General features: G+C 57.3%; 37 protein-coding genes. 36 read left to right on the forward strand and 1 reads right to left on the reverse strand.

Translation table 11 applies throughout. The features are described 5' to 3' along the window. Window position 1 precedes the first annotated feature (1 nt). The 34 genes from rpsL (at window position 2) to bfr (ending at window position 20,418) form a co-directional block, all read left to right on the forward strand. A complete protein-coding gene (rpsL, locus tag V7787_RS23430) occupies window positions 2-373 on the forward strand; it encodes a 30S ribosomal protein S12 (RefSeq protein ID WP_003255492.1) in 372 nt (123 codons plus the stop codon). A gap of 106 nt (window positions 374-479) precedes the next feature. Then, the gene (rpsG, locus tag V7787_RS23435; protein WP_003246741.1) at window positions 480-950 is read left to right on the forward strand and encodes a 30S ribosomal protein S7; all 471 of its coding nucleotides are present in this window, start codon (window positions 480-482) and stop codon (window positions 948-950) included. A gap of 30 nt (window positions 951-980) precedes the next feature. Then, window positions 981-3,128, forward strand: coding sequence for an elongation factor G (gene fusA, locus V7787_RS23440; protein ID WP_003255490.1), 2,148 nt, complete (start codon window positions 981-983; stop codon window positions 3,126-3,128). 27 nt (window positions 3,129-3,155) lie between these two features. Continuing rightward, the gene (gene tuf / locus V7787_RS23445) at window positions 3,156-4,349 is read left to right on the forward strand and encodes an elongation factor Tu (protein ID WP_010951775.1); all 1,194 of its coding nucleotides are present in this window, start codon (window positions 3,156-3,158) and stop codon (window positions 4,347-4,349) included. A 141-nt stretch (window positions 4,350-4,490) separates the two neighbouring features. Beyond that, a complete protein-coding gene (gene rpsJ / locus V7787_RS23450) occupies window positions 4,491-4,802 on the forward strand; it encodes a 30S ribosomal protein S10 (protein ID WP_003186070.1) in 312 nt (103 codons plus the stop codon). 80 nt (window positions 4,803-4,882) lie between these two features. After that, complete coding sequence (rplC, locus tag V7787_RS23455; protein ID WP_003255486.1) at window positions 4,883-5,518, forward strand: 50S ribosomal protein L3; 636 nt, start codon at window positions 4,883-4,885, stop codon at window positions 5,516-5,518. Window positions 5,519-5,530: 12 nt separating this feature from the next. Beyond that, entirely contained in the window at window positions 5,531-6,133 is a 603-nt protein-coding gene (gene rplD / locus V7787_RS23460) for a 50S ribosomal protein L4 (RefSeq protein WP_003255485.1), read from the forward strand. Continuing rightward, window positions 6,130-6,429: a 50S ribosomal protein L23 gene (gene rplW, locus V7787_RS23465; RefSeq protein WP_003255484.1), complete on the forward strand. Its 300-nt coding sequence runs from the start codon at window positions 6,130-6,132 to the stop codon at window positions 6,427-6,429. Before rplD ends, rplW begins: the two co-directional genes overlap by 4 nt. Before the next feature lie 14 nt (window positions 6,430-6,443). Further along, entirely contained in the window at window positions 6,444-7,268 is an 825-nt protein-coding gene (rplB, locus tag V7787_RS23470) for a 50S ribosomal protein L2 (RefSeq protein WP_003255483.1), read from the forward strand. A 16-nt stretch (window positions 7,269-7,284) separates the two neighbouring features. Beyond that, window positions 7,285-7,560 carry a 30S ribosomal protein S19 gene (rpsS, locus tag V7787_RS23475; protein ID WP_003255482.1) on the forward strand — a complete coding sequence of 92 codons (276 nt, stop codon included), beginning with the start codon at window positions 7,285-7,287 and terminating at the stop codon, window positions 7,558-7,560. An 11-nt stretch (window positions 7,561-7,571) separates the two neighbouring features. Continuing rightward, complete coding sequence (gene rplV / locus V7787_RS23480; RefSeq protein ID WP_003103908.1) at window positions 7,572-7,904, forward strand: 50S ribosomal protein L22; 333 nt, start codon at window positions 7,572-7,574, stop codon at window positions 7,902-7,904. Between the two features lie 13 nt (window positions 7,905-7,917). Beyond that, window positions 7,918-8,604: a 30S ribosomal protein S3 gene (gene rpsC, locus V7787_RS23485; RefSeq protein WP_003255481.1), complete on the forward strand. Its 687-nt coding sequence runs from the start codon at window positions 7,918-7,920 to the stop codon at window positions 8,602-8,604. A gap of 12 nt (window positions 8,605-8,616) precedes the next feature. Continuing rightward, complete coding sequence (rplP, locus tag V7787_RS23490) at window positions 8,617-9,030, forward strand: 50S ribosomal protein L16 (RefSeq protein WP_003255479.1); 414 nt, start codon at window positions 8,617-8,619, stop codon at window positions 9,028-9,030. Then, a complete protein-coding gene (gene rpmC, locus V7787_RS23495; RefSeq protein WP_002555481.1) occupies window positions 9,030-9,221 on the forward strand; it encodes a 50S ribosomal protein L29 in 192 nt (63 codons plus the stop codon). Before rplP ends, rpmC begins: the two co-directional genes overlap by 1 nt. Window positions 9,222-9,223: 2 nt before the next feature. Then, the gene (gene rpsQ, locus V7787_RS23500; protein ID WP_003255478.1) at window positions 9,224-9,490 is read left to right on the forward strand and encodes a 30S ribosomal protein S17; all 267 of its coding nucleotides are present in this window, start codon (window positions 9,224-9,226) and stop codon (window positions 9,488-9,490) included. Window positions 9,491-9,513: 23 nt separating this feature from the next. Beyond that, on the forward strand, window positions 9,514-9,882 hold the full coding sequence (gene rplN / locus V7787_RS23505; protein ID WP_002555479.1) for a 50S ribosomal protein L14: 369 nt from the start codon (window positions 9,514-9,516) through the stop codon (window positions 9,880-9,882). Between the two features lie 11 nt (window positions 9,883-9,893). After that, the gene (gene rplX, locus V7787_RS23510) at window positions 9,894-10,208 is read left to right on the forward strand and encodes a 50S ribosomal protein L24 (protein ID WP_003255476.1); all 315 of its coding nucleotides are present in this window, start codon (window positions 9,894-9,896) and stop codon (window positions 10,206-10,208) included. Window positions 10,209-10,228: 20 nt separating this feature from the next. Further along, on the forward strand, window positions 10,229-10,768 hold the full coding sequence (rplE, locus tag V7787_RS23515; protein ID WP_003255474.1) for a 50S ribosomal protein L5: 540 nt from the start codon (window positions 10,229-10,231) through the stop codon (window positions 10,766-10,768). Window positions 10,769-10,781: 13 nt separating this feature from the next. Beyond that, window positions 10,782-11,087 carry a 30S ribosomal protein S14 gene (rpsN, locus tag V7787_RS23520; protein ID WP_003255472.1) on the forward strand — a complete coding sequence of 102 codons (306 nt, stop codon included), beginning with the start codon at window positions 10,782-10,784 and terminating at the stop codon, window positions 11,085-11,087. 208 nt (window positions 11,088-11,295) lie between these two features. Next, a complete protein-coding gene (gene rpsH / locus V7787_RS23525) occupies window positions 11,296-11,688 on the forward strand; it encodes a 30S ribosomal protein S8 (protein ID WP_003255471.1) in 393 nt (130 codons plus the stop codon). Between the two features lie 12 nt (window positions 11,689-11,700). Beyond that, window positions 11,701-12,234, forward strand: a complete 534-nt coding sequence (gene rplF, locus V7787_RS23530; RefSeq protein WP_003255469.1) for a 50S ribosomal protein L6 — start codon at window positions 11,701-11,703, stop codon at window positions 12,232-12,234. A gap of 10 nt (window positions 12,235-12,244) precedes the next feature. After that, window positions 12,245-12,595, forward strand: a complete 351-nt coding sequence (rplR, locus tag V7787_RS23535) for a 50S ribosomal protein L18 (RefSeq protein ID WP_003255467.1) — start codon at window positions 12,245-12,247, stop codon at window positions 12,593-12,595. A 3-nt stretch (window positions 12,596-12,598) separates the two neighbouring features. Beyond that, the gene (gene rpsE, locus V7787_RS23540; protein ID WP_003255465.1) at window positions 12,599-13,099 is read left to right on the forward strand and encodes a 30S ribosomal protein S5; all 501 of its coding nucleotides are present in this window, start codon (window positions 12,599-12,601) and stop codon (window positions 13,097-13,099) included. 2 nt (window positions 13,100-13,101) lie between these two features. Continuing rightward, window positions 13,102-13,278 (forward strand): 50S ribosomal protein L30, encoded by a 177-nt coding sequence (gene rpmD, locus V7787_RS23545; RefSeq protein ID WP_003255463.1) that lies wholly within the window; start codon window positions 13,102-13,104, stop codon window positions 13,276-13,278. Between the two features lie 3 nt (window positions 13,279-13,281). Further along, window positions 13,282-13,716, forward strand: a complete 435-nt coding sequence (gene rplO, locus V7787_RS23550) for a 50S ribosomal protein L15 (RefSeq protein ID WP_003255461.1) — start codon at window positions 13,282-13,284, stop codon at window positions 13,714-13,716. Continuing rightward, window positions 13,717-15,048, forward strand: a complete 1,332-nt coding sequence (gene secY / locus V7787_RS23555; RefSeq protein ID WP_003257108.1) for a preprotein translocase subunit SecY — start codon at window positions 13,717-13,719, stop codon at window positions 15,046-15,048. 28 nt (window positions 15,049-15,076) lie between these two features. After that, window positions 15,077-15,193 (forward strand): 50S ribosomal protein L36, encoded by a 117-nt coding sequence (gene rpmJ / locus V7787_RS23560; protein ID WP_002555468.1) that lies wholly within the window; start codon window positions 15,077-15,079, stop codon window positions 15,191-15,193. A gap of 131 nt (window positions 15,194-15,324) precedes the next feature. Beyond that, complete coding sequence (gene rpsM / locus V7787_RS23565; protein ID WP_003255457.1) at window positions 15,325-15,681, forward strand: 30S ribosomal protein S13; 357 nt, start codon at window positions 15,325-15,327, stop codon at window positions 15,679-15,681. A gap of 18 nt (window positions 15,682-15,699) precedes the next feature. Beyond that, window positions 15,700-16,089, forward strand: coding sequence for a 30S ribosomal protein S11 (rpsK, locus tag V7787_RS23570; RefSeq protein WP_003255454.1), 390 nt, complete (start codon window positions 15,700-15,702; stop codon window positions 16,087-16,089). A 15-nt stretch (window positions 16,090-16,104) separates the two neighbouring features. Next, complete coding sequence (gene rpsD, locus V7787_RS23575) at window positions 16,105-16,725, forward strand: 30S ribosomal protein S4 (protein ID WP_003255453.1); 621 nt, start codon at window positions 16,105-16,107, stop codon at window positions 16,723-16,725. 22 nt (window positions 16,726-16,747) lie between these two features. After that, complete coding sequence (locus V7787_RS23580) at window positions 16,748-17,749, forward strand: DNA-directed RNA polymerase subunit alpha (protein ID WP_003255452.1); 1,002 nt, start codon at window positions 16,748-16,750, stop codon at window positions 17,747-17,749. Between the two features lie 42 nt (window positions 17,750-17,791). Then, on the forward strand, window positions 17,792-18,178 hold the full coding sequence (rplQ, locus tag V7787_RS23585; RefSeq protein ID WP_003255451.1) for a 50S ribosomal protein L17: 387 nt from the start codon (window positions 17,792-17,794) through the stop codon (window positions 18,176-18,178). 172 nt (window positions 18,179-18,350) lie between these two features. Further along, on the forward strand, window positions 18,351-19,790 hold the full coding sequence (locus tag V7787_RS23590) for a catalase (protein WP_064492898.1): 1,440 nt from the start codon (window positions 18,351-18,353) through the stop codon (window positions 19,788-19,790). A gap of 163 nt (window positions 19,791-19,953) precedes the next feature. Then, window positions 19,954-20,418: a bacterioferritin gene (gene bfr / locus V7787_RS23595; RefSeq protein WP_003255449.1), complete on the forward strand. Its 465-nt coding sequence runs from the start codon at window positions 19,954-19,956 to the stop codon at window positions 20,416-20,418. Between the two features lie 72 nt (window positions 20,419-20,490). On the opposite strand, the gene uvrA is transcribed toward bfr, so the two are convergent. Continuing rightward, window positions 20,491-23,325 (reverse strand): excinuclease ABC subunit UvrA, encoded by a 2,835-nt coding sequence (uvrA, locus tag V7787_RS23600; RefSeq protein ID WP_010951778.1) that lies wholly within the window; start codon window positions 23,323-23,325, stop codon window positions 20,491-20,493. Window positions 23,326-23,454: 129 nt separating this feature from the next. On the opposite strand from uvrA, the gene V7787_RS23605 reads away from it, so the two are divergent. Together V7787_RS23605 and V7787_RS23610 are read left to right on the forward strand one after the other, a co-directional pair. After that, window positions 23,455-24,849, forward strand: a complete 1,395-nt coding sequence (locus V7787_RS23605; RefSeq protein WP_064492899.1) for an MFS transporter — start codon at window positions 23,455-23,457, stop codon at window positions 24,847-24,849. Window positions 24,850-24,858: 9 nt separating this feature from the next. Further along, window positions 24,859-25,404, forward strand: a complete 546-nt coding sequence (locus V7787_RS23610; RefSeq protein ID WP_003255446.1) for a single-stranded DNA-binding protein — start codon at window positions 24,859-24,861, stop codon at window positions 25,402-25,404. Window positions 25,405-25,433: the final 29 nt, after the last annotated feature.

Here is a 25,433-nt window from a genome sequence, read left to right on the forward strand (position 1 = left end):
GATGGCAACTATCAACCAGCTGGTACGTCAGCCGCGTAAGCGTTCGGTCGAGAAGTCCGACGTTCCTGCGCTGCAGAACTGCCCGCAGCGTCGTGGCGTGTGCACCCGTGTGTACACCACCACGCCGAAAAAACCTAACTCGGCACTGCGTAAAGTATGCCGTGTGCGTCTGACCAACGGTTTCGAGGTTTCCTCGTACATCGGTGGTGAAGGCCACAACCTGCAAGAGCACAGCGTCGTCCTGATTCGTGGCGGCCGTGTAAAAGACTTGCCAGGTGTTCGTTACCACACCGTTCGCGGCTCTCTGGATACTTCGGGCGTTAAAGGCCGTAACCAGGGTCGTTCGAAGTACGGTACCAAGCGTCCGAAGTAATCGGTCGTTTGCAGACATCCATTTTTTTGAGTCGATAAGAGTAAGGTCGGGCGTGGGTCGAATGACCTGGTCCCGGGCTAACCTGAAGACCGTTTGAGGGCTTATCATGCCAAGACGTCGTGTAGCAGCAAAACGTGAGATCCTTGACGATCCGAAGTACGGATCCCAGATTCTCGCGAAGTTCATGAACCACGTGATGGAAAGCGGCAAGAAGGCCGTAGCCGAGCGCATCGTTTACGGTGCCCTGGATACCGTCAAAGCACGCAAGAACAGCGACCCCCTGGAAATCTTCGAGAAAGCTCTCGACGCCATCGCTCCGCTGGTCGAAGTAAAGTCCCGTCGTGTCGGCGGTGCCACTTACCAGGTCCCGGTTGAAGTTCGTCCATCCCGTCGTAACGCTCTGGCAATGCGCTGGCTCGTAGACTACGCCCGCAAGCGCGGCGAGAAGTCGATGGCTCTGCGTCTGGCCGGCGAACTGCTGGATGCTGCCGAAGGCAAGGGTGCTGCAGTCAAGAAGCGTGAAGACGTTCACCGTATGGCTGAAGCCAACAAAGCGTTCTCGCACTACCGCTTCTAATTCAAGCATCAATCTTTTTGCGAGGGCTTTATGGCTCGTACTACAGCAATTAACCGCTACCGTAACATTGGTATCTGTGCCCACGTTGACGCGGGCAAGACCACCACTACCGAGCGGATCCTGTTCTACACAGGTCTGAGCCACAAAATGGGCGAGGTGCATGACGGCGCCGCGACCACCGACTGGATGGTGCAGGAGCAGGAGCGGGGTATCACCATTACCTCCGCTGCCGTTACCACCTTCTGGAAAGGTTCCCGTGGTCAGTATGACAACTACCGCGTAAACGTTATCGATACCCCTGGCCACGTTGACTTCACCATTGAAGTAGAGCGTTCGCTGCGTGTACTCGACGGCGCGGTCGTTGTGTTCTGTGGCACCTCCGGCGTTGAGCCGCAGTCCGAAACCGTATGGCGTCAGGCCAACAAGTACGGCGTTCCGCGTGTTGTCTACGTGAACAAGATGGACCGTGCTGGTGCAAACTTCCTGCGCGTCGTAGGTCAGATCAAGAACCGTCTGGGTCACACTCCGGTTCCTGTTCAGCTGGCCATCGGTTCGGAAGATAACTTCCAGGGTCAGGTTGACCTGATCAAGATGAAGGCTATCTACTGGAACGACGACGACAAGGGTACTACCTACCGCGAGGAAGAAATTCCTGCGGATATGGTCGAGCTGGCTAACGAATGGCGCAACAACATGGTTGAAGCCGCCGCCGAAGCCACCGAAGAGCTGATGAACAAGTACCTTGAAGAAGGTGAGCTGTCCGTCGAAGAGATCAAGGCAGGCCTGCGCGCGCGCACCCTGGCCAGCGAGATCGTTCCGGCTGTCTGCGGTTCGTCGTTCAAGAACAAGGGTGTTCCCCTGGTTCTCGACGCCGTTATCGACTTCCTGCCAGCTCCGACCGAGATCCCTGCGATCAAGGGTATCCACCCTGACCTGATCGACGTGCCTAAGGACGAAGTCAAGCCAGAGCAGTTCGACGAGCGTCATGCTGACGACGACGAGCCGTTCTCGGCCCTGGCCTTCAAGATTGCCACCGACCCGTTCGTTGGTACTCTGACCTTCGTTCGCGTTTACTCGGGCTTCCTGACCTCCGGTGACTCCGTCATCAACTCGGTCAAAGGCAAGAAAGAGCGCGTTGGTCGTATGGTCCAGATGCACGCCAACCAGCGTGAAGAGATCAAAGAAGTACGTGCAGGCGACATCGCTGCTCTGATCGGCATGAAGGACGTCACTACTGGTGATACCCTGTGCAACGCCGACAAGCCGATCATCCTTGAGCGTATGGACTTCCCTGAGCCTGTGATTTCGCTCTCTGTAGAGCCGAAAACCAAGCAGGACCAGGAGAAGATGGGTATCGCACTGGGCAAGCTGGCTCAGGAAGACCCATCGTTCCGCGTCAAGACCGATGAAGAAACCGGTCAGACCATCATCTCCGGTATGGGTGAGCTGCACCTGGACATCCTCGTTGACCGCATGAAGCGCGAATTCAACGTCGAAGCCAACATCGGCAAGCCGCAGGTTTCGTACCGCGAGAAGATCACCAAATCCAACGTCGAGATCGAAGGCAAGTTCGTTCGTCAGTCGGGTGGTCGTGGTCAGTTCGGTCACTGCTGGGTTCGCTTCTCCGAGCCGGACGTGGACGACAAGGGCAACATCACAGAAGGTCTGGTGTTCTCCAACGAAGTCGTTGGTGGTGTGATTCCTAAGGAATACATCCCTGCGATCCAGAAGGGTATCGAAGAGCAGATGAAAAACGGCGTTGTTGCCGGTTATCCTCTGATCGGCCTGAAGGCCGCGGTATTCGACGGTTCGTACCACGACGTCGACTCCAACGAAATGGCGTTCAAGATCGCTGCTTCGATGGCGACCAAGCAACTGGCCCAGAAGGGCGGTGGCGTGGTTCTCGAGCCGATCATGAAAGTCGAAGTTGTAACCCCGGAAGACTACCTGGGTGACGTGATGGGTGACCTGAACCGTCGTCGTGGTCTGGTCCAGGGTATGGATGAGTCGGTCTCTGGCCGTGTCGTCCGTGCTGAAGTACCGCTCGGAGAGATGTTCGGTTACGCAACCGACGTTCGTTCCATGTCTCAGGGTCGCGCAAGCTACTCCATGGAATTCTCCAAATACGCCGAAGCTCCGTCGAACATCGTCGAAGCACTCGTTAAAAAACAAGGCTAATCCCCTTTAGGCAAGAGGTTCACTGTCGTGGCTAAAGAAAAATTTGATCGTTCCCTTCCCCACGTTAACGTCGGCACCATCGGCCACGTTGACCACGGTAAGACCACTCTGACCGCAGCTCTGACTCGCGTCTGCTCCGAAGTTTTCGGTTCGGCAGTCGTTGAGTTCGACAAGATCGACTCGGCTCCGGAAGAAAAAGCGCGCGGTATCACCATCAACACCGCTCACGTCGAGTACAACTCGAACATTCGTCACTACGCTCACGTTGACTGCCCAGGTCACGCTGACTACGTGAAGAACATGATCACCGGTGCTGCCCAGATGGACGGCGCGATCCTGGTTTGCTCGGCCGCCGATGGTCCGATGCCACAAACCCGTGAGCACATCCTGCTGTCCCGTCAGGTAGGCGTTCCGTACATCGTGGTCTTCCTGAACAAGGCTGACCTGGTAGACGACGCTGAGCTGCTGGAACTGGTCGAGATGGAAGTTCGCGACCTGCTGTCCACCTACGACTTCCCAGGCGACGACACTCCGATCATCATCGGTTCCGCTCGTATGGCCCTGGAAGGCAAAGACGACAACGAAATGGGCACTACCGCTGTCAAGAAGCTGGTAGAAACTCTGGATGCCTACATCCCTGAGCCAGTTCGTGCCATCGACCAGCCGTTCCTGATGCCGATCGAAGACGTATTCTCGATCTCGGGTCGTGGTACCGTTGTTACCGGTCGTATCGAGCGTGGTATCGTCCGCGTTCAGGATCCGCTGGAAATCGTTGGTCTGCGTGACACCACCACCACCACCTGCACCGGTGTTGAGATGTTCCGCAAGCTGCTGGACGAAGGTCGTGCTGGCGAGAACTGCGGCGTTCTGCTGCGTGGTACCAAGCGTGACGACGTTGAGCGTGGCCAGGTTCTGGTCAAGCCGGGTTCGGTCAAGCCGCACACCAAGTTCACCGCAGAAGTCTACGTCCTGTCGAAGGAAGAAGGCGGCCGTCACACTCCGTTCTTCAAAGGCTACCGTCCACAGTTCTACTTCCGTACCACTGACGTGACCGGTAACTGCGAACTGCCGGAAGGCGTTGAAATGGTAATGCCAGGTGACAACATTCAGATGACTGTTACCCTGATCAAGACCATCGCAATGGAAGACGGTCTGCGCTTCGCTATCCGTGAAGGCGGTCGTACCGTCGGCGCCGGCGTTGTGGCCAAAATCATCGAGTAATCACTCGACCGATTGAAAAAACCCCCGCTCAGCGGGGGTTTTTTTTATTGGGTTGACACTAATTGGGGGCGTCTATAGAATCACGCCTCCTTTTAGCGGGCGTAGTGCGTCCGTTGGGAACAGCCTGGAGTCTGAAATCCAATGCAAAATCAGCAAATCCGTATCAGGTTGAAGGCTTTCGACCATCGCCTGATCGACCAATCCACCCAGGAAATCGTGGAAACCGCGAAACGTACTGGTGCACAAGTGCGTGGTCCAATTCCACTGCCTACCCGCAAAGAGCGTTTCACCGTTCTGGTCTCCCCGCACGTCAACAAAGACGCGCGTGACCAGTACGAGATTCGCACTCATAAGCGTGTTCTGGACATCGTCCAGCCAACGGATAAAACCGTTGACGCGCTGATGAAGCTTGATCTGGCGGCAGGTGTGGAAGTACAGATCAGCCTCGGCTAAGACTTCGGTCTAGTCGTGTAACGCTCTGAAATGGGCGGCCATAGCGGGTGAAAGCCCCGTACACTCATGAGGTTTACAACATGACTATTGGTGTAATCGGTCGCAAGTGCGGTATGACCCGCATTTTCACCGAAGAAGGTGTCTCCATTCCGGTCACGGTCATTGAGATCGAGCCGAATCGCGTCACCCAGTTCAAAACTGAAGAAACCGATGGCTACCGTGCAGTGCAAGTCACTGTCGGCGAGCGTCGTGCTTCGCGTGTGACTGCCGCTCAGGCAGGCCACTTCGCCAAGGCCAACGTTGCCGCTGGTCGCGGTGTTTGGGAGTTCCGTCTTGAAGAAGGCGATTTCCAGGCTGGCGATCTGATCAAAGCTGAACTCTTCACTGCAGGCCAGCTGGTAGACGTTACTGGTCAGTCCAAAGGTAAAGGCTTCGCCGGTACCATCAAGCGCTGGAACTTCCGTGGTCAGGACAACACCCACGGTAACTCCGTGTCGCACCGTGTTCCTGGTTCCATCGGCCAGTGCCAGACTCCTGGTCGTGTGTTCAAGGGCAAGAAAATGTCCGGTCACATGGGCGCCGAGCGCGTGACTGTTCAGTCCCTGGAAGTAGTTCGCGTAGACGCTGAACGCAACCTGCTGCTGATCAAGGGTGCCGTACCTGGCGCTACTGGCGGCGACGTGGTTGTACGTCCAGCTGTCAAGGCTCGCGGTTAAGGGGAAACTGACATGCAACTTAATGTAAATGACGCTCAGGCGATCGAAGTTTCCGAACTGACTTTCGGTGGCGAATTCAACGAGACGCTGGTTCACCAAGCAGTCGTGGCCTACATGGCCGGCGGCCGTCAGGGCACCAAGCAGCAGAAGACCCGTTCCGACGTGGCTGGTGGCGGTAAGCGCCCATGGCGTCAGAAGGGTACTGGCCGTGCTCGTGCTGGTACCACTCGTGGTCCGATCTGGCGTGGCGGTGGTGTAACCTTCGCAGCTCGCCCTCAAGATCACTCGCAAAAGCTCAACAAGAAGATGTATCGCGCAGCTCTGCGCTCCATCCTCGCTGAGCTGGTGCGTAGCGACCGTCTGGTCGTGGTTCAGGACTTCGCTGTTGAAGCACCGAAAACCAAAGATCTGCTGAACAAGCTGAACGGCATGGGTCTGAGCGATGTACTGATCGTTTCCGACGCTGTTGATCAGAACCTGTACCTGGCTGCTCGTAACCTGCCGCACGTCGACGTACGTGACGTACAAGGTTCCGACCCGGTCAGTCTGATCGCATACGAGAAAGTGTTGATCACTGTCTCGGCCGTGAAGAAATTCGAGGAGCTGCTGGGATGAACCAGGAACGCGTATTCAAAGTCCTCCTTGGCCCGCACGTTTCCGAGAAGGCTACCGTTCTGGCTGAGAAAAAAGGCCAGTTCGTATTCAAGGTTGCTACTGATGCAACCAAGCTGGAAATCAAGAAAGCTGTCGAAGGCCTGTTCAACGTAAAAGTTGAAAACGTGTCGACTGTTAACGTTCTGGGTAAAACCAAGCGTACCGCACGTGGTCTGGGCAAGCGTAATGACTGGAAGAAGGCGATCGTCTCCCTTCAGCCAGGCCAAGATCTCGATTTCAGCAGCAGTGCTGAGTAAGGAAGGGGTGCATCATGGCAATCGTTAAATGCAAACCGACTTCCCCTGGCCGCCGTTTCGTGGTCAAGGTGGTCAACAAGGAGCTGCACAAAGGCGCTCCTCACGCACCGCTGATCGAGAAAAAATCGAAGTCTGGTGGTCGTAACAACAATGGCCGCATTACCACTCGTCACGTTGGTGGTGGTCACAAGCAGCATTACCGTCTGGTCGACTTCCGTCGCAACGACAAAGATGGCATTCCAGCCACTGTCGAGCGTATCGAATACGATCCAAACCGTACTGCTCACATCGCCCTGCTGTGCTACGCAGACGGTGAGCGTCGCTACATCATCGCGCCTAAAGGCGTGAGCGCTGGCGACCAGCTGATCGCAGGTGCCCTGGCCCCAATCAAGGCCGGTAACTCCCTGCAGCTGCGCAACATTCCAGTAGGTAGCACCATTCACGGCATCGAACTGAAGCCGGGTAAAGGTGCTCAGATCGCTCGTTCCGCTGGTGCTTCGGCTCAGCTGATCGCTCGCGAAGGTGTCTACGTGACCCTGCGTCTGCGCTCTGGTGAAATGCGTAAAGTCCTGGCTGAGTGCCGTGCGACCCTGGGCGAAGTCTCGAACTCCGAGCACAGCCTGCGTTCGCTGGGTAAAGCTGGTGCCAAACGCTGGCGCGGCGTTCGCCCAACCGTTCGTGGTGTTGCCATGAACCCGGTTGACCACCCACACGGTGGTGGTGAAGGTCGTACCTCCGGTGGTCGTCATCCGGTATCGCCATGGGGCTTCCCAACCAAGGGTGCTAAAACCCGTGGTAATAAGCGTACCGACAACATGATCGTCCGTCGTCGCAAGTAACTAGAGGGATACGACAGTGCCACGTTCTCTGAAAAAAGGTCCTTTTATCGATCTTCACCTGTTGAAGAAGGTCGAAGTGGCGGTGGAGAAGAACGATCGCAAGCCAGTTAAAACCTGGTCGCGCCGTTCGATGATCCTGCCACAAATGGTCGGTCTGACCATCGCGGTTCACAACGGTCGCCAGCATGTTCCAGTTCTCGTGAACGAAGACATGGTCGGCCACAAACTGGGCGAGTTCGCCGGTACCCGCACCTATCGCGGGCACGTGGCTGACAAGAAAGCCAAGCGTTAAGGGGTAAGGAAATGGAAGTAGCCGCTAAGTTGTCGGGCGCTCGCATCTCCGCCCAGAAAGCCCGCTTGGTCGCCGACCAGATCCGCGGGAAGAAGGTGGGCGAAGCGCTCAACCTGTTGGCCTTCAGCAGCAAAAAAGCCGCTGAAATCATGAAGAAAGTCCTCGAGTCGGCCGTAGCCAACGCCGAACACAACGAAGGCGCAGACGTTGATGACCTGAAGGTCTCCACCGTCTTCGTCAACGAAGGGCGTTCGCTGAAGCGCATCATGCCACGTGCCAAAGGCCGTGCTGATCGCATCGTCAAGCGGTCTTGCCATATCACTGTCAAGGTTGCGGACAAGTAACGGAGTCGATCAGATGGGTCAGAAAGTACATCCCACTGGCATTCGCCTGGGAATCGTCAAGGAGCACACCTCCGTCTGGTACGCAGACGGTGCTACTTACGCAGATTACCTGTTGAAGGATCTGAAAACGCGTGAGTACCTCCAAGACAAACTAAAAAGCGCGTCCGTAAGCCGTATCGATATTCATCGTCCGGCTCAAACTGCACGCATCACCATCCACACCGCTCGTCCCGGTATCGTTATCGGTAAGAAAGGTGAAGATGTCGAGAAGCTGCGTCAGGACCTGACCAAGCAGATGGGTGTGCCTGTGCACATCAACATCGAAGAGATCCGCAAGCCGGAACTCGACGCTATGCTGGTTGCGCAGAGCGTAGCTCAGCAGCTGGAACGCCGTGTAATGTTCCGTCGCGCCATGAAGCGCGCGGTACAGAACGCCATGCGTATTGGTGCCAAGGGCATCAAGATCCAGGTGAGCGGTCGTCTCGGCGGTGCTGAGATTGCTCGTACCGAGTGGTATCGCGAAGGTCGTGTGCCTCTGCACACCCTGCGTGCCGATATCGACTACAACACCTACGAAGCTCACACCACTTACGGTGTGATCGGTGTGAAGGTTTGGATCTTCAAAGGCGAAGTTATTGGTGGTCGCCAAGAAGAACTGAAACCACAAGCACCAGCGCCTCGTAAAAAAGCTGCTAAGTAAGGGGTACGCCAAATGTTGCAACCAAAGCGTACAAAATTCCGCAAGCAGATGACTGGCCACAACCGTGGTCTGGCACTGCGCGGTAGCAAAGTCAGCTTCGGCGAATTCGCCCTGAAAGCTGTTGCTCGCGGTCGCCTCACCGCTCGCCAGATCGAGTCCGCACGTCGTGCGCTGACCCGTCACGTTAAGCGTGGCGGTAAGATCTGGATCCGTGTGTTCCCGGACAAGCCGATCTCCAAAAAACCTCTTGAGGTTCGTATGGGTAAAGGTAAGGGCTCCGTGGAATACTGGGTTGCCCAGATTCAGCCAGGCAAAGTCCTGTACGAGATCGAGGGTGTTTCTGAAGAGCTGGCGCGCGAAGCTTTCGCCCTGGCTGCTGCAAAGCTGCCTCTCGCCACCTCCTTTGTTAAGCGGACGGTGATGTGATGAAAGCGAATGAACTTCGTGAAAAATCGGCACAGCAACTGAACGAGCAACTGCTCGGCTTGCTGCGCGACCAGTTCAATCTGCGTATGCAGAAAGCAACTGGCCAGTTGGGGCAGTCGCACCTGCTCTCGCAAGTTAAGCGTGACATCGCTCGCGTGAAAACTGTGCTCAACCAGCAGGCAGGTAAGTGATCATGGCTGAAGCTGAAAAAACCGTCCGTACGCTGACTGGCCGTGTCGTCAGCGACAAAATGGACAAGACCATCACCGTTCTGATCGAGCGTCGCGTAAAGCACCCGATCTACGGTAAATACGTTAAGCGTTCGACTAAGCTGCACGCGCACGACGAAGCCAACCAGTGCAAGATCGGCGACAAGGTTTCCATCCGTGAAACCCGTCCGCTGGCCAAGACCAAGTCCTGGGCACTGGTTGAAGTCCTCGAACGCGCTGTTGAAGTCTAAGGGCTAAGGGTCGGAGAAATTTTATGATTCAGACTCAATCCATGCTCGATGTGGCCGATAACAGCGGCGCTCGTCGCGTCATGTGCATCAAGGTACTCGGCGGTTCGCACCGCCGTTACGCCGGTATCGGTGACATCATCAAAGTAACCGTCAAGGAAGCAATTCCGCGCGGTAAGGTCAAAAAAGGCCAAGTGATGACCGCTGTCGTCGTACGTACCCGTCACGGTGTTCGTCGCGCTGACGGTTCCATCATTCGTTTCGACGGCAACGCTGCTGTTCTGCTGAACAACAAGCAAGAGCCGATCGGCACTCGCATCTTCGGGCCAGTGACCCGTGAACTTCGTACTGAGAAGTTCATGAAGATCGTCTCGCTCGCCCCTGAAGTGCTGTAAGGAGATCCGACATGCAAAAGATTCGTCGTGACGACGAGATCATCGTGATCGCCGGCAAAGACAAAGGTAAGCGCGGTAAGGTGCTGAAGGTTCTGGCTGATGACCGTCTGGTTATCGGTGGCGTGAACCTGGTCAAGCGTCATACCAAGCCTAACCCGATGGCGGGCGTACAGGGCGGTATCGTCGAGAAAGAAGCGCCTCTGCACGCTTCCAACGTTGCCATCTTCAACGGTGAAACCAACAAGGCTGACCGCGTTGGTTTCAAAGTAGAAGACGGTAAAAAAATTCGTGTCTTCAAGTCGACCCAAAAAGCGGTTGATGCTTGAACACTGCTAGGTAGAAGACCATGGCACGACTGAAAGAGATTTACCGGAACGAAATCGCTCCTAAGCTTAAGGAAGAACTTAAGCTGTCGAACGTGATGGAAGTTCCGCGCGTTACCAAGATCACCCTGAACATGGGTCTGGGCGAAGCGATCGGCGACAAGAAAGTCATCGAGCACGCTGTTGCCGACCTGGAAAAGATCACCGGTCAAAAGCCGGTTGTGACTTTCGCTCGCAAATCCATCGCTGGCTTCAAAGTCCGCGAAGGCTGGCCGATCGGCGTCAAGGTGACCCTGCGTAGCGACAAGATGTACGAATTCCTGGACCGCCTGCTGGCGATCTCCCTGCCTCGGGTTCGCGACTTCCGCGGCCTGAATGCCAAGTCCTTCGATGGTCGTGGCAACTACAGCATGGGCGTGAAAGAGCAGATCATCTTCCCGGAAATCGACTACGACAAGATCGATGCTCTGCGCGGTTTGGACATCACCCTGACCACCACTGCTCGTTCGGACGACGAAGGCCGCGCTCTGCTGCGTGCTTTCAAGTTCCCGTTCCGCAACTGATTGGAGTAGGAAAATGGCCAAGAAGAGCATGAAAAACCGCGAGCTGAAGCGTCAGCTCACGGTAGCAAAGTTCGCTAAGAAGCGTGCTGAGCTGAAAGCGACCATCGTCAACCTGAACGCCTCTCCAGAAGAGCGTTTCGCTGCCGTTGTCGCTCTGCAGAAGCAGCCACGCGACGCTAGCGCCTCGCGCCTGCGTAACCGTTGCCGCCTGACCGGTCGTCCTCACGGTGTATACCGTAAGTTCGGCCTGGGCCGTAACATGCTGCGTCAAGCTGCAATGCGCGGTGACGTACCAGGTCTGGTCAAGGCCTCCTGGTAATCGCTGCAGGCAAGGCACGGGTGGAAGGGGAGCAATCTTCCGACCGCCGGTGACCTTGCCAACAAACAAGCCCCTATATGGGGCTTGTTTCGTTTCTGCCTTGTGTCTAGAATGACCGGCTCACCTGAGCCTGGGTTTTTGCCCAAACCGTTCAGGTGGTTGTCATAGCCGCAAGGCTAATAATTCTTGTATCAGGAGCATCTAGCCCATGAGTATGCAGGACCCGTTAGCGGACATGCTAACTCGCATCCGTAATGCCCAGATGGCTGAAAAGTCCGTCGTAAGCATGCCTTCCTCTACCCTGAAGGTCGCGGTTGCCAAAGTTCTGAAGGACGAAGGTTACATCGCTGGCTACCAGGTAACTGGTGAGGCCAAGCCTTCCCTGTCGATCGAACTGAAGTACTTCGAAGGCCGTCCGGTCATCGAGGAACTGAAGCGCTCCAGCCGTCCAGGCCTGCGCCAGTACAAGGCCGTCACCGATCTGCCGAAAGTACGTGGCGGTCTGGGCGTGTCTATCGTCTCCACCAACAAAGGTGTGATGACTGATCGCGCTGCGCGCGCTGCCGGTGTCGGCGGCGAAGTTCTGTGCACAGTGTTCTAAGGGGGGATAGACATGTCTCGCGTCGCTAAGAACCCCGTTAAGCTGCCATCCGGTGTCGAAGTCAAATTCGCCGGTCAGCAGCTTTCGGTGAAGGGTGCCAAAGGTACTCTCGAACTGAACGTTCACTCGTCTGTTGAAGTTACCGAAGAGTCTGGTGAGCTGCGTTTCGTCGCTCGCAATGGTGACCAGCAAGCTCGTGCCATGGCCGGTACCACCCGCGCTCTGGTCAACAACATGGTCCAAGGCGTAAGCCAAGGCTTCGAGCGCAAGCTCCAGCTGGTCGGTGTTGGTTACAAGGCACAGGCTAAAGGCACCGTCCTGAACCTGGCCCTGGGCTTCTCTCACCCAGTGGACTACGAACTGCCAGCCGGTATCACCGCTGAAACACCTAGCCAGACCGACATCCTGATCAAGGGTATCGACAAGCAGCTGGTAGGTCAGGTGGCCGCTGAAATCCGCGACTTCCGTCCGCCAGAGCCTTACAAAGGTAAAGGTGTGCGTTACGCGGACGAAGTAGTCCGTCGTAAAGAAGCCAAGAAGAAGTAGGGCCTAGTAAATGACCGACAAAAAAGTTATTCGACTGCGTCGCGCTCGCAAAGCACGTCTCAAGATGCACGAACTCGAAGTCGTGCGCCTGTGCGTGTTCCGCTCCTCGCAGCACATCTACGCCCAGGTCATTTCGGCCGACGGCAGCAAGGTTCTGGCAAGCGCCTCGACCTTGGACAAAGACCTGCGTGATGGCGCCACTGGCAACATCGACGCGGCCACTAAGGTTGGCAAGCTGGTAGCTGAGCGTGCGAAAGCCGCCGGTGTATCTCAAGTTGCCTTTGACCGTTCCGGCTTCAAGTACCATGGCCGCGTCAAAGCGCTGGCTGATGCTGCTCGTGAAGGCGGGCTGGAGTTCTAAGTTATGGCAAATAACGATCAAAAGCGCGACGAAGGCTACATCGAGAAGCTGGTTCAAGTTAACCGCGTTGCCAAAACCGTAAAAGGCGGCCGTATCTTCACCTTCACCGCGCTGACCGTGGTTGGTGATGGTAAAGGTCGTGTTGGCTTCGGCCGTGGCAAGTCGCGCGAAGTACCAGCCGCGATCCAGAAAGCCATGGAAGCTGCTCGCCGCAACATGATCCAGGTTGACCTGAAGGGCACCACCCTGCAGTACGCCACCAAGGCTGCCCACGGCGCCTCGAAGGTTTACATGCAGCCTGCCTCGGAAGGTACCGGTATCATCGCCGGTGGCGCAATGCGTGCTGTCCTGGAAGTTGCTGGTGTTCAGAACGTTCTGGCCAAGTGCTACGGTTCGACCAACCCAGTGAACGTGGTTTACGCCACCTTCAAGGGTCTGAAAGCCATGCAATCTCCTGAATCCATTGCCGCCAAGCGTGGCAAGAGCGTCGAGGAGATCTTCTGATCATGGCAACCGTAAAAGTAACGCTGATCAAGAGCGTCTCGGGCCGTCTGCCTAACCACAAGCTGTGTGTTAAAGGCCTGGGTCTGCGTCGCATCGGTCACACTGTAGAAGTCCAGGATACTCCCGAGAACCGCGGGATGATCAACAAGGCTTACTACATGCTGAAGGTCGAGGGCTAATCGATGAAACTCAATGATCTGAGTCCAGCGCCGGGTTCCCGTCGCGAGAAGCATCGTCCAGGTCGTGGTATCGGTAGCGGTCTGGGTAAGACCGGCGGCCGTGGCCACAAAGGTCAGACTTCCCGTTCGGGTGGTTCGATCGCTCCTGGCTTCGAAGGCGGTCAACAGCCGCTGCACCGTCGCCTGCCGAAGTTCGGCTTCGTTTCCCTGAAAGCCATGGACCGCGCTGAAGTGCGTCTGTCCGAGCTGGCCAAAGTGGAAGGCGACGTGATCTCCGTGCAATCCCTGAAGGATGCCAACGTGATCAACCAGCACATTCAGCGTGTGAAAATCATGCTGTCTGGCGAAGTTACTCGCGCAGTCACCATCAAGGGTATCGCAGCCACCAAGGGTGCGCGTGCGGCTATCGAAGCAGCTGGCGGCAAATTCGAGGAATAAATGGCTAAGCAAGGTGCTCTCTCTTCGCTCGGTAAGGGCGGGATGTCGGAACTCTGGGCTCGTCTGCGCTTTCTGTTCATGGCGATCATCGTCTATCGGATAGGTGCGCATATCCCGGTTCCCGGCATCAATCCGGACCGTCTGGCGGATCTGTTTCGGCAGAATGAGGGGACCATTCTTAGCTTGTTCAACATGTTTTCCGGTGGCGCGCTCGAGCGCATGAGCATCTTTGCACTGGGGATCATGCCGTACATTTCGGCATCGATCATCATGCAGTTGATGACGGCGGTCAGCCCGCAACTGGAGCAGTTGAAGAAGGAAGGTGAAGCTGGCCGTCGCAAGATCAGCCAGTACACCCGCTACGGCACCGTTATCCTGGCACTGGTCCAAGCCATTGGCATGTCCATTGGCCTGGCCAACCAGGGCGTGGCGTTTTCTGTAGGCCTGGGCTTCCATGTCGTCGCTGTTTCCACTTTCGTGGCAGGCGCGATGTTCATGATGTGGCTGGGCGAGCAGATCACCGAGCGCGGTGTGGGCAACGGTATCTCGATGTTGATTTTCGCGGGTATCGTTGCCGGTCTTCCGAGAGCAATCGGGCAGTCTTTCGAGTCTGCACGCACAGGCGATATCAACATTTTCGCCCTGGTCGCCATCGGTCTGCTGGCAGTAGCGATTATCGGTTTTGTGGTGTTCATTGAGCGTGGTCAGCGTCGTATCGCCGTTCATTACGCCAAGCGTCAGCAGGGCCGTAAGGTCTTCGCTGCGCAGACTAGCCACTTGCCGCTGAAAGTGAACATGGCGGGGGTTATCCCGGCTATTTTCGCGAGCAGCATTCTGCTGTTCCCGGCTTCGCTGGGTGCCTGGTTTGGTCAGTCCGAAGGTATGGGCTGGCTGCAGGACATCTCGCAGTCGATCGCTCCTGGTCAGCCGTTGAACATTCTGCTGTTTAGTGCAGGGATCATTTTCTTCTGCTTCTTCTACACAGCGTTGATGTTCAACCCGAAAGACGTAGCGGAAAACCTGAAGAAGTCCGGTGCCTTTATTCCGGGTATCCGTCCTGGTGAGCAGTCGGCACGCTACATTGATGGCGTTCTGACCCGTTTGACCATGTTCGGTGCTCTTTACATGATGGCCGTCTGCCTTCTGCCCCAGTTCCTGGTGGTGGCAGCAAATGTGCCGTTCTACCTTGGCGGGACCTCGTTGCTGATTGTGGTAGTGGTTGTGATGGACTTCATGTCCCAAGTACAATCGCACCTCGTTTCGCACCAGTACGAATCCCTGATGAAGAAAGCCAACCTGAAAGGCTACGGTGGCAGCGGTTTGCTGCGCTGATACGCCCCTAAGGTTCGAGGAGTCGGTAATGAAAGTTCGTGCATCGGTGAAAAAGCTGTGCCGTAACTGCAAGATCATCCGTCGCGAAGGCGTCGTACGAGTGATCTGCAGCGCGGAACCGCGTCACAAACAGCGCCAAGGCTGAGTGTGATCTGCGCTTCAAACCCAGCAGCTAGTGTGCTGCTGGGTTGATTATTCGTTTCTACAGCGATATTATCTCGCGCCCTATTTCTTGGCTTCCGGGGCGTAGGTAGCTGTCAATTGGAGTCCCACTGAATGGCCCGTATTGCAGGCGTCAACATTCCAGATAACAAGCATACTGTTATCTCGCTGACCTACATCTATGGTGTCGGTCGCACAACTGCACAGAAGATTTGTGCAGACGCTGGTGTAAACCCAGCCGCTAAGATCAAGGATCTGAGCGACGAGCAAATCGAAACCCTGCGTGGCGAAGTCGCGAAGTTCACCACCGAAGGTGACCTGCGTCGTGACATCAACATGAAGATCAAGCGCTTGATGGACCTGGGTTGCTACCGCGGCCTGCGTCATCGTAAAGGTCTGCCGGTTCGCGGTCAGCGCACCAAGACCAACGCACGCACCCGTAAGGGCCCGCGTAAGCCGATCCGCAAGTAATCGCCCAGGAATATAGACATGGCAAAACCTGCTGCTCGTCCTCGTAAGAAAGTCAAAAAGACAGTGGTTGATGGCATCGCCCACATCCATGCTTCTTTCAACAACACCATCGTGACCATCACCGACCGTCAGGGCAATGCTTTGTCCTGGGCGACCTCCGGTGGTTCGGGTTTCCGTGGTTCGCGCAAATCCACCCCGTTCGCAGCTCAGATCGCTGCTGAGCGTGCTGGTCAAGCTGCGCTGGAATACGGTCTGAAGAACCTCGACGTTAACGTCAAGGGTCCAGGTCCAGGTCGTGAGTCCGCCGTTCGTGCATTGAACAGCTGCGGCTACAAGATCGCCAGCATCACCGACGTGACGCCAATCCCGCACAACGGGTGCCGTCCGCCGAAGAAGCGTCGCGTGTAATCAGGAGACAGAAGAATGGCACGTTACATTGGTCCAAAATGCAAACTGTCTCGTCGTGAAGGCACTGATCTGTTCCTGAAGAGCGGCGTTCGCGCTCTGGAATCGAAGTGCAATATCGAAGCAGCCCCAGGTATCCACGGCCAGCGCCGTGGCCGTCAGTCCGACTACGGCACCCAGCTGCGTGAGAAACAAAAAGTCCGTCGTATCTACGGTGTTCTGGAGCGTCAGTTCCGCGGTTACTACCAAGCTGCTGCCTCGAAAAAAGGCGCAACCGGTGAGAACCTGCTGCAACTGCTCGAGTGCCGTCTGGATAACGTCGTTTACCGTATGGGCTTCGGCTCGACTCGTTCCGAGTCCCGTCAGCTGGTTTCGCACAAAGCGATCAGCGTCAACGGTAAGACTGTAAACATTCCATCCTACCAAGTTCGTCCGGGTGACGTGGTCGCAGTCCGCGAGAAATCGCTGGGCCAGTTGCGCATTGTTCAAGCCCTTGAACTGTGCGCCCAGCGTGGCCGCGTTGAGTGGGTTGACGTGGATGCTGCTAAAAAGTCGGGCGTTTTCAAGAACGTTCCTGCTCGCAGCGACCTGTCTGCCGACATCAACGAAAACCTGATTGTCGAGCTCTACTCCAAGTAAGGGCTAGAAAATAGGTGCATCCATGCAGATTTCGGTAAATGAGTTCCTGACTCCCCGCCACATTGATGTGCAGGTAGTCAGTCCGACCCGCGCCAAAATTACGCTCGAGCCTCTCGAGCGTGGTTTCGGCCATACCCTGGGCAACGCGCTGCGCCGCATCCTGTTGTCCTCCATGCCTGGCTGTGCAGTAGTCGAGGCCGAGATCGATGGCGTACTCCATGAGTACTCCGCGATCGAAGGTGTTCAGGAAGACGTAATTGAAATCCTGTTGAACCTGAAAGGTCTCGCTATCAAACTGCATGGTCGTGACGAAGTTACGCTGACCTTGTCGAAAAAGGGTTCGGGGGTGGTTACCGCTGCCGATATTCAGCTGGATCACGATGTCGAGATCGTCAACCCCGATCACGTAATCGCGAACCTGGCGTCGAACGGCGCTCTGAACATGAAGCTCACTGTAGCTCGTGGTCGTGGTTACGAGCCGGCCGACTCCCGTCAAACCGACGAAGACGAAAGCCGTAGCATTGGCCGTCTGCAGTTGGACGCCTCCTTCAGCCCGGTGCGTCGTATCGCCTATGTGGTCGAGAACGCCCGTGTTGAACAGCGTACCAACCTGGACAAACTGGTCATTGATCTGGAAACCAACGGCACCCTGGATCCTGAAGAGGCTATCCGCCGCGCTGCGACCATTCTGCAACAGCAGTTGGCCGCGTTCGTCGACCTCAAAGGTGACAGCGAGCCTGTCGTAGTCGAGCAGGAAGACGAGATCGATCCGATCCTGCTGCGTCCGGTTGACGACCTGGAACTGACTGTACGTTCGGCCAACTGCCTCAAGGCGGAGAACATCTACTACATCGGCGACCTGATTCAGCGTACCGAAGTAGAGCTGTTGAAGACTCCTAACCTGGGTAAGAAGTCCCTGACTGAAATCAAGGACGTTCTGGCCTCTCGTGGTCTGTCTCTCGGCATGCGCCTCGACAACTGGCCGCCTGCAAGTCTTAAGAAAGACGACAAGGCGACCGCCTGATCGTCGTAATCACCGAACGTAGTGTTTGGTAAGGAATGAATCATGCGTCATCGTAAAAGTGGACGTCACCTGAGCCGTACCAGCTCTCACCGCAAGGCTATGTTCCAGAACATGGCAGTGTCGCTGATCGAGCACGAGCTGATCAAAACCACCCTGCCGAAAGCCAAGGAACTGCGCCGCGTTGCCGAGCCGCTGATCACCCTGGCCAAGGAAGACAGCGTTGCTAACCGTCGTCTGGCCTTCGACCGTACCCGTTCGAAGTCCGCTGTTGGCAAACTGTTCAACGACCTGGGCAAGCGTTACGCCACCCGTCAGGGCGGCTACCTGCGCATCCTGAAGTGCGGTTTCCGCGCTGGCGACAACGCGCCTATGGCGTATGTCGAGCTGGTTGATCGTCCGGTCGGCGGTGCTGTAGAAGCTGCTGAGTAAGACGTTCTGTCTGCTACAGAAAACCGGGCCTAGTGCCCGGTTTTTTGTTTATACATCTATTGTTTATTTCTATTGATGTAAGTCATGTAATGAATTTGTCCCTGTAATCTTGCTCGTCAATACTCTCTCTACAGCCGATCAGCCGGCCCTTGAAGACCGAAATGGAGAGCCCATGAGCAAGATTCTCACCACCGCTAGCGGTGCACCTGTAGCCGACAATCAGAACTCCCGCTCCGCCGGCCCGCGCGGTCCGCTGCTGCTCGACGACTTCCACCTGATCGAGAAGCTCGCCCATTTCAACCGCGAGAACATTCCTGAGCGCCGCGTCCATGCCAAAGGCTCGGGCGCCTACGGTACCTTTACCGTTACTCACGATATCACCGGCTATACCAGCGCCAAGCTGTTTGAAGAGGTCGGTAAACAAACCGAGACTTTCTTACGCTTCTCCACCGTTGGTGGCGAGCGCGGCTCTGCAGATACCGAGCGTGACCCGCGCGGCTTCGCGGTGAAGTTCTACACCGAGGAAGGCAACTGGGACATTGTCGGTAACAACACGCCAGTATTCTTCATTCGCGACCCACTGAAGTTCCCGGACTTTATCCACACCCAGAAGCGCCACCCGCAGTCCAACCTGAAGAATGCTCAGATGATGTGGGACTTCTGGTCGCACTCTCCAGAAGCGTTGCATCAGGTCACCATCCTGTTTTCCGACCGTGGCATTCCGGACGGCTACCGTCACATGCATGGCTTTGGCAGCCACACCTACAGCCTGATCAATGCAAAGGGTGAGCGCACTTGGGTCAAGTGGCACTTCAAGACCCAACAAGGCATCAAGAACCTCACCCCGGCAGACGCTGCACGCCTGGCAGGGACCGATCCGGATTACGCTCAGCGCGACCTCTTCGAGGCCATCGAGCGTGGCGACTACCCGCGCTGGACTGTCTGCATTCAGGTGATGAGCGAAGCCGAGGCTGCCAGCCGCGACGAGAACCCATTCGACGTGACCAAGACCTGGTCGCAGAAGGATTATCCACTCATCGAGGTGGGTGTGCTGGAGCTCAACCGTAACCCGCTCAACTATTTTGCGGAGGTCGAGCAGGCCGCGTTCGGGCCGAGCAATATGGTGCCCGGCGTCGGTCTTTCGCCGGACCGCATGCTGCAAGGCCGCGTATTCGCCTACGCCGACGCGCACCGCTATCGCGTGGGGACCAACCACCAGCAATTGCCAGTCAACGCGCCACGCTGCCCGGTGAACAGCTACCAGCGTGACGGCTCGATGGCCACCGGCAGTTACGGTAGTGCACCGAACTACGAGCCAAACAGCTACAGCGATGCCCCGAAACAGTCGCCACGTCATGCTGAGCCAGCATTGGCCATGAATGGTTCGGCTGATCGCTACGATCACCGTGAGGACACTGACTACTTCAGTCATGCCGGCGCGTTGTTCCGTTTGATGAGCGATGAGCAGAAAGGCCTGCTGATCAGCAACATCGCCGGTACCATGGCGGGTGTCAGCGAAGACGTGATTCAGCGTCAGCTACAGTACTTCTTCAAGGCGGATCCGGCCTATGGCGAAGGGATTGCGAAGGCTTTGGGCATCAATCTCGCCTAAGTCGAAGTGATAAGAAGAACCGCCCTCATTTGGGCGGTTTTTCAATGAATATCACTACTGTTTAACCGATTTTTTGCGTCTGATTGCGCGTTTTTCAGTGACCATAGGCAAAAGCTGGTTCACACTATGTGGCATAGACGTTTTCACATGGAGAATCAGGGCGATGCAAGGCCACCCGGATGTAATCAACTATCTCGTCACGCTGCTGAAGGGCGAACTGGCGGCACGCGACCAGTACTTCATTCATTCGCGCATGTACGAAGACTGGGGCCTGTCCAAGCTCTACGAGCGCATCAACCACGAGATGGAGGAAGAGACGCAGCACGCCGATGCCCTGATGCGTCGTATCCTCATGCTCGAAGGGACCCCTGACATGCGTGCGGATGACCTGGAGGTCGGTAGCACCGTGCCGGAAATGATCGAGGCAGACCTCAAGCTCGAATACAAGGTGCGCGGTGCGCTTTGTAAAGGCATCGAGCTATGCGAACTGCACAAGGACTACGTCAGTCGTGACATCCTGCGTGCGCAGCTGGCCGACACCGAAGAAGATCACACCTACTGGCTTGAGAAGCAGCAGGGCCTGATCAAGGCCATCGGGCTGGAAAACTACCTGCAGTCGCAGATGTAAGTTACCCACAGGCTCAAGTAAAAGCCCCTGGCACCATCGGTACCAGGGGCTTTTTCATTGCGCTGGCAACACTTAGGCCCGGTCCCGCTCCAGCAATGGTTTCAGGTAATGGCCGGTATATGACTGCTTCATCTCGCTCAGCTCTTCTGGCGTACCGCAGGCAATGATCTGCCCACCCTTGGAGCCGCCCTCAGGCCCCAGGTCAACCAGCCAGTCGGCAGTCTTGATCACATCCAGGTTATGCTCGATCACCACCACGGTATTGCCGTGGTCGCGCAGGCGATGCAACACATCCAGCAGCTGCTGGATATCGGCAAAGTGCAGACCGGTAGTAGGTTCGTCGAGGATGTACAAGGTCTTGCCGGTATCGCGCTTGGACAGTTCGCGCGACAGCTTCACCCGCTGCGCCTCACCGCCGGACAACGTGGTCGCTGATTGCCCCAGTTTGATGTACGACAGGCCCACATCCATCAACGTTTGCAGCTTGCGCGCCAGCGCCGGCACCGCATCGAAGAACTCGCGGGCATCCTCGATGGTCATTTCCAGCACCTCGTGGATGTTCTTGCCCTTGTACTTGATCTCCAGGGTTTCGCGGTTGTAGCGCTTGCTCTTGCACACGTCACACGGCACGTAGATGTCCGGCAGGAAGTGCATTTCCACCTTGATCAGGCCATCGCCCTGGCAGGCCTCGCAACGGCCACCCTTGACGTTGAACGAGAAACGCCCCGGGCCATAACCACGCGAGCGTGACTCCGGGACACCGGAGAACAGCTCGCGGATCGGCGTGAAGATGCCGGTGTAGGTGGCCGGGTTGGAGCGTGGTGTGCGGCCGATCGGGCTCTGGTCGATATCCACCACCTTGTCCAGGTGCTGCAGGCCGTCCATGCTGCTGTGCGGTGCGGCTTCCAGGCTGCTTGCGCCATTGAGGGCGGTAGCGGCCAAGGGGTAAAGGGTATTGTTGATCAGCGTCGATTTACCCGAGCCGGATACACCGGTCACGCAGGTCAGCAGGCCGATCGGTACTTCCAGGTCGACGTTCTGCAGGTTGTTGCCACGTGCGCCCTTGAGCTTGAGCTGCAGCTTCTTGTTGCGCGGCGTGCGCTTGGCCGGCACGACGATCTTCTTGCGCCCGGACAGGTACTTGCCAGTCAGCGAATCGGGATGGTCCATGACCTCCTGGGGCGAGCCCTCGGCGACAATCTGCCCACCGTGAACACCGGCGCCCGGGCCGATATCGACCACGTAGTCGGCCAGCCGAATGGCGTCCTCGTCGTGTTCCACCACGATCACCGTGTTGCCCAGGTCGCGCAAATGGTTGAGGGTGGCCAACAGGCGGTCGTTGTCGCGTTGATGAAGGCCGATGGACGGTTCATCGAGGATGTACATCACCCCCACCAGCCCAGCGCCGATCTGGCTGGCGAGGCGGATACGTTGCGCTTCGCCACCGGACAGGGTGTCGGCGCTACGATCCAGGGTCAGGTAGTCGAGACCGACATTGACCAGGAACTGAAGTCGTTCGCAGATTTCCTTGAGGATTTTTGCCGCGATTTCGCCACGCCGCCCAGTAAGGGTCAGTTGACCAAAGTAGTTGCTGGCTTCACCGATCGGCAAATTGGTTACCGCCGGCAGGGTTTTCTCGCCCACCCACACATGGCGCGCCTCGCGGCGCAGGCGCGTACCCCGGCAATCCGGGCACGGTTGCGTGCCAAGGAATTTGGCCAGTTCTTCACGCACGGTGGCCGATTCGGTTTCGCGGTAGCGGCGCTCAAGGTTCGGCACAATGCCTTCGAACGGGTGCGATCGCTTGACGATGTCGCCTCGGTCGTTGAGGTACTTGAAATCGACACTCTGCTTGCCGCTGCCCTGCAGGATCACTTTCTGGTGTTCGGCTGACAGCTCGCCGAAAGGCTCCTCCAGGCTGAAGCCGTAGTGCGCAGCCAACGAACCGAGCATCTGGAAGTAGTACACGTTACGCCGGTCCCAGCCGCGGATCGCGCCTTCGGCCAAGGTCAGTTCGGTGTTGACCAGGCGTTTGGTGTCGAAGAATTGCTTGACCCCCAGGCCGTCGCAGGTCGGGCAGGCGCCAGCCGGGTTGTTGAAGGAAAACAGCTTCGGTTCCAGCTCGCTGATCGCGTGGCCGCACACCGGACAGGCGAAGCGCGCGGAGAAGATCGTCTCTTCGCCTTGTTCGTCGTCCATCGGTGCCACCAGGGCAATTCCGTCGGCCAGTTTCAACGCCGTCTCGAACGATTCGGCCAGGCGCTGTTGCAGGTCGGCGCGGACTTTGAAGCGGTCCACCACCACATCGATGCTGTGCTTCTTCTGTTTGTCCAGCTTGGGCAACTCATCGAGTTCGTAGAGCTTGCCGTTGACCCTGGCCCGCACGAAGCCCTGGGCGCGAAGCTCGTCAAATACCGCCAGGTGCTCGCCTTTGCGCTCGCGTACTACTGGCGCGAGCAGCATCAGCTTGCTGCCTTCCGGGCGCTCCAGCACCAGGTCGACCATCTGGCTGATCGTTTGCGCCTCCAGCGGGATATCGTGGTCCGGGCAGCGTGGAGTACCGACGCGGGCGTACAGCAGGCGCAGATAGTCGTAGATTTCGGTGATGGTGCCGACCGTGGAGCGCGGGTTGTGCGAGGTCGACTTCTGCTCGATCGAAATCGCCGGCGACAGGCCTTCGATGGTGTCGACGTCGGGCTTTTCCATCATCGACAGGAACTGCCGGGCGTAGGCCGACAGCGATTCCACATAGCGGCGCTGGCCTTCGGCGTACAAGGTATCGAACGCCAGGGACGACTTGCCGGAACCGGACAGGCCGGTGATCACGATCAACTTGTCCCGGGGCAGGGTCAGGTCGATGTTCTTCAGGTTGTGGGTACGTGCCCCACGAATCAGAATCTTGTCCACTGCGGCCTCGCTTGGCGGGCATAAACAAGGAAGTATACGGCGCGCCAGTATGACGCGGCAAAGCGTCGCGTAGATGCCGTCAAGCTGTCGGACTGATAGAATCGCCGCCGGTTCACACGAGGTTAATCCATGCACGACACCCACAACGAGCGCATGAGTGGCGGCGAAACCCGCGCCGCTGGCGGCCTTGCCTTGGTCTTTGCCTTTCGTATGCTGGGCATGTTCATGGTCTTGCCGGTACTGGCCACCTACGGCATGGACCTGGCTGGCGCCACGCCTGCCCTGATCGGCCTGGCCATTGGTGCCTATGGCCTGACCCAGGCGATATTGCAGATCCCGTTCGGGATGATTTCCGACCGCATCGGTCGTCGGCCGGTGATTTATCTGGGGCTGGTGATCTTCGCCCTGGGCAGTGTACTGGCGGCCCAAGCCGACTCTATCTGGGGCGTGATTGCCGGGCGCATCCTGCAGGGCGCGGGGGCAATTTCTGCTGCGGTCATGGCACTGCTGTCGGACCTCACCCGCGAACAACACCGGACCAAGGCCATGGCCATGATCGGCATGAGCATCGGCCTGTCGTTTGCTGTCGCCATGGTCGTCGGTCCATTGCTGACAAGTGCCTTTGGTTTGTCAGGTTTGTTCCTGGTCACGGCTGGGCTTGCCCTGGTCGGCATGCTGTTGATCGCGTTTGTCGTGCCCAGCACCCACAGCATTTTGCAGCACCGCGAGTCGGGTGTGGCGCGCCAGGCCATCGGCCCGACCCTGCGCCATCCGGACCTTCTGCGCCTGGACGTCAGCATTTTCATCCTGCACGCCGTCCTCATGGCCAGCTTCGTTGCGCTGCCGCTGGCGTTCGTCGAGCGTGGTGGCCTGCCCAAGGAGCAGCATTGGTGGGTGTACCTGACCGCGCTGTTCATCTCATTTTTTGCAATGGTCCCGTTCATCATCTACGGCGAAAAAAAGCGCAAGATGAAACGTGTGTTGGCCGGCGCGGTCAGTGTCCTGCTGCTGACGGAGATATACTTCTGGGAGTGGGCTGACGGTTTGCGCGGACTGGTGATTGGCACCGTGGTATTCTTTACCGCATTCAACCTGCTGGAGGCTTCGCTGCCTTCTCTGGTGAGCAAGGTGTCGCCTGCCGGTGGCAAGGGGACGGCAATGGGGGTGTATTCCACCAGCCAGTTCCTCGGTGCAGCGTTAGGCGGGATTCTTGGCGGCTGGCTGTTCCAGCACGGTGGGCTGAACACGGTGTTCCTCGGTAGCGCGGTGCTGTGTGCTATCTGGCTGATCGTCGCCTTGCGCATGAACGAGCCGCCATATGTGACCAGCCTGCGCATGCCCCTGACGCCTGAGGCGGTCCGGGAAGCCGGCCTGACCGAGCGCCTGATGGCCGTGCCGGGTGTGACCGACGCTGTGGTGGTGGAAGAAGAAGCCGCCATCTATATCAAACTGGATACGAAAATTTTGGACCGTGCGACCCTCGAGCGACTGGTGAATCCAGCCTCTTCGGCGTGCGAAGCCTAGGAGAACGTTATGGCCCGTGGGGTTAACAAAGTCATTCTGGTCGGTACCTGTGGCCAGGATCCCGAAGTCCGCTACCTGCCCAACGGTAACGCCGTGACCAACCTGAGCCTGGCCACCAGCGAGCAGTGGACTGACAAGCAGTCGGGCCAGAAGGTCGAGCGTACCGAGTGGCACCGTGTGTCGCTGTTCGGCAAGGTTGCCGAAATCGCTGGCGAATACCTGCGCAAGGGTTCGCAGTGCTACATCGAAGGCAAGCTGCAGACCCGCGAGTGGGAAAAAGACGGCATCAAGCGCTACACCACCGAGATCATCGTCGACATCAACGGCACCATGCAGCTGCTCGGCGGTCGTCCGCAGGGCCAGCAGCAGGGCGGCGACCCGTACAACCAGGGTGGCGGCAATTATGGTGGCGGCCAGCAGCAACAGTACAACCAGGCACCGCCACGCCAGCAGGCCCAGCGCCCGCAACAGGCCCCTCAGCGCCCAGCGCCGCAACAGCCTGCGCCGCAGCCGGCGGCTGACTTCGACAGCTTCGATGACGATATTCCGTTCTGATCAGAGCGGTAGGGCGTTCAGCAAGACCA

The sequence above is a fragment of the Pseudomonas sp. CGJS7 genome, assembly GCF_036961695.1.

Coding starts and splice junctions, on each gene's coding strand:
- rpsL (WP_003255492.1), top strand. CDS start 2: ATGGCAACTATCAACCAGCTGGTACGTCAGCCGCGTAAGCGTTCGGTC.
- rpsG (WP_003246741.1), top strand. CDS start 480: ATGCCAAGACGTCGTGTAGCAGCAAAACGTGAGATCCTTGACGATCCG.
- fusA (WP_003255490.1), top strand. CDS start 981: ATGGCTCGTACTACAGCAATTAACCGCTACCGTAACATTGGTATCTGT.
- rpsJ (WP_003186070.1), top strand. CDS start 4,491: ATGCAAAATCAGCAAATCCGTATCAGGTTGAAGGCTTTCGACCATCGC.
- rplC (WP_003255486.1), top strand. CDS start 4,883: ATGACTATTGGTGTAATCGGTCGCAAGTGCGGTATGACCCGCATTTTC.
- rplD (WP_003255485.1), top strand. CDS start 5,531: ATGCAACTTAATGTAAATGACGCTCAGGCGATCGAAGTTTCCGAACTG.
- rplW (WP_003255484.1), top strand. CDS start 6,130: ATGAACCAGGAACGCGTATTCAAAGTCCTCCTTGGCCCGCACGTTTCC.
- rplB (WP_003255483.1), top strand. CDS start 6,444: ATGGCAATCGTTAAATGCAAACCGACTTCCCCTGGCCGCCGTTTCGTG.
- rplV (WP_003103908.1), top strand. CDS start 7,572: ATGGAAGTAGCCGCTAAGTTGTCGGGCGCTCGCATCTCCGCCCAGAAA.
- rpsC (WP_003255481.1), top strand. CDS start 7,918: ATGGGTCAGAAAGTACATCCCACTGGCATTCGCCTGGGAATCGTCAAG.
- rplP (WP_003255479.1), top strand. CDS start 8,617: ATGTTGCAACCAAAGCGTACAAAATTCCGCAAGCAGATGACTGGCCAC.
- rpmC (WP_002555481.1), top strand. CDS start 9,030: ATGAAAGCGAATGAACTTCGTGAAAAATCGGCACAGCAACTGAACGAG.
- rpsQ (WP_003255478.1), top strand. CDS start 9,224: ATGGCTGAAGCTGAAAAAACCGTCCGTACGCTGACTGGCCGTGTCGTC.
- rplN (WP_002555479.1), top strand. CDS start 9,514: ATGATTCAGACTCAATCCATGCTCGATGTGGCCGATAACAGCGGCGCT.
- rplX (WP_003255476.1), top strand. CDS start 9,894: ATGCAAAAGATTCGTCGTGACGACGAGATCATCGTGATCGCCGGCAAA.
- rplE (WP_003255474.1), top strand. CDS start 10,229: ATGGCACGACTGAAAGAGATTTACCGGAACGAAATCGCTCCTAAGCTT.
- rpsN (WP_003255472.1), top strand. CDS start 10,782: ATGGCCAAGAAGAGCATGAAAAACCGCGAGCTGAAGCGTCAGCTCACG.
- rpsH (WP_003255471.1), top strand. CDS start 11,296: ATGAGTATGCAGGACCCGTTAGCGGACATGCTAACTCGCATCCGTAAT.
- rplF (WP_003255469.1), top strand. CDS start 11,701: ATGTCTCGCGTCGCTAAGAACCCCGTTAAGCTGCCATCCGGTGTCGAA.
- rplR (WP_003255467.1), top strand. CDS start 12,245: ATGACCGACAAAAAAGTTATTCGACTGCGTCGCGCTCGCAAAGCACGT.
- rpsE (WP_003255465.1), top strand. CDS start 12,599: ATGGCAAATAACGATCAAAAGCGCGACGAAGGCTACATCGAGAAGCTG.
- rpmD (WP_003255463.1), top strand. CDS start 13,102: ATGGCAACCGTAAAAGTAACGCTGATCAAGAGCGTCTCGGGCCGTCTG.
- rplO (WP_003255461.1), top strand. CDS start 13,282: ATGAAACTCAATGATCTGAGTCCAGCGCCGGGTTCCCGTCGCGAGAAG.
- secY (WP_003257108.1), top strand. CDS start 13,717: ATGGCTAAGCAAGGTGCTCTCTCTTCGCTCGGTAAGGGCGGGATGTCG.
- rpmJ (WP_002555468.1), top strand. CDS start 15,077: ATGAAAGTTCGTGCATCGGTGAAAAAGCTGTGCCGTAACTGCAAGATC.
- rpsM (WP_003255457.1), top strand. CDS start 15,325: ATGGCCCGTATTGCAGGCGTCAACATTCCAGATAACAAGCATACTGTT.
- rpsK (WP_003255454.1), top strand. CDS start 15,700: ATGGCAAAACCTGCTGCTCGTCCTCGTAAGAAAGTCAAAAAGACAGTG.
- rpsD (WP_003255453.1), top strand. CDS start 16,105: ATGGCACGTTACATTGGTCCAAAATGCAAACTGTCTCGTCGTGAAGGC.
- V7787_RS23580 (WP_003255452.1), top strand. CDS start 16,748: ATGCAGATTTCGGTAAATGAGTTCCTGACTCCCCGCCACATTGATGTG.
- rplQ (WP_003255451.1), top strand. CDS start 17,792: ATGCGTCATCGTAAAAGTGGACGTCACCTGAGCCGTACCAGCTCTCAC.
- V7787_RS23590 (WP_064492898.1), top strand. CDS start 18,351: ATGAGCAAGATTCTCACCACCGCTAGCGGTGCACCTGTAGCCGACAAT.
- bfr (WP_003255449.1), top strand. CDS start 19,954: ATGCAAGGCCACCCGGATGTAATCAACTATCTCGTCACGCTGCTGAAG.
- V7787_RS23605 (WP_064492899.1), top strand. CDS start 23,455: ATGCACGACACCCACAACGAGCGCATGAGTGGCGGCGAAACCCGCGCC.
- V7787_RS23610 (WP_003255446.1), top strand. CDS start 24,859: ATGGCCCGTGGGGTTAACAAAGTCATTCTGGTCGGTACCTGTGGCCAG.